The sequence below is a fragment of the Aeromicrobium sp. PFPM2_SD2 genome, from assembly GCF_057364525.1.
Window position 1 is genome coordinate 1 of the sequence record NZ_JBNFNZ010000646.1, and the last position, 991, is coordinate 991.

The following is a 991-nucleotide window of genomic DNA, read 5'->3' on the forward strand; positions in this document are numbered from 1 at the left end:
CGGGTCGAGGTGCGGCGCCTGGGCACCGCCGCGTGGCGCACCGTGCGCGCGTCCCGCAAGCCGCGCACGCACGTGGGACGCTCGGGCAGCACGTGGCCGCAGCGCACCGCGCTCCTCGCCGGCCTGAGCCCGGGCACGACCTACGAGTACCGCGTCCGGCACGCGCGGCCGTCTCGCCCAGCGTGGCGGTTCACCACGACCCGGCGCGACCACGCGCCGTTCAGCATCGTCGCGCTGGGCGACACCCAGGTGGGCAACGCCGGGGTCGGTCGTCGTATCGTGCGCGGCGTGCGGGCCGCCCGGCCGCCGCGGCGCTCGTGCTGCACGCCGGCGACACCGTCGACGACCCCCACGTCGCACCGCCAGTGGAGCGAGCTGGTTCACGGGCGATGGGGCGCGGCCCGGGTGACCCGGCCGTGGGCGATCGCGATCGGCAAACCACGAGCAGTGCCGCGGCTCGCGCTGCTCCGCCGCCCGGGCCGAGGGCTTCGACTCGCACTTCCGCTGGCCCCGCAACGGCTGGCCGCGCCAGGGCCGTCACTGGTACCGGACCGACGTCCAGGGCGTGCGCGTCGTCGTCCTGGACGCCTTCGGTGGCCGGCTCGCCGAGCAGGCGCGCTTCCTGCGGGCGTCGCTGCGCGGCAACCCCGGCCGCTGGTCCGTCGCGTCGTGCACAGCGGGCCGTTCTCGACGTCGCCGTCGAGCACGAGCCGCGCCGTGCGCCGGCACCTGATGCCGGTCCTCGAGCGCGAGGGCGCCGACCTCGTGCTGTCCGGCCACGACCACGCGTACACCCGCAGCCACCACGGCAGCCGCGGACCGGTCTACGCCACGTCGGTCTCCGGGCCGCAGTACCGCCGCGGCTCCACCCGCGACTGGCGCCGCGGCGGTGCGACGGTCGACCGGCACGTCACCGGCACGTCGACCTACACCGTGCTCGACGTGACCGCCGACCGGCTGACCTACCGCGCCGTGGTCGCCCACCGCGGCC

Annotated in this window: 1 protein-coding gene and 1 pseudogene; both read left to right on the top strand. The window is 77.1% G+C overall.

Going from position 1 to position 991, the window contains the following annotated elements:
- Window positions 1–565 precede the first annotated feature (565 nt).
- Complete coding sequence (locus tag AC2W7G_RS17140) at window positions 566–733, top strand: hypothetical protein (RefSeq protein WP_485869505.1); 168 nt, start codon at window positions 566–568, stop codon at window positions 731–733.
- Window positions 718–991 (top strand): annotated as a pseudogene (locus AC2W7G_RS17145) (hypothetical protein); the annotation flags it as partial. The gene AC2W7G_RS17140 and the pseudogene AC2W7G_RS17145, both read left to right, overlap by 16 nt.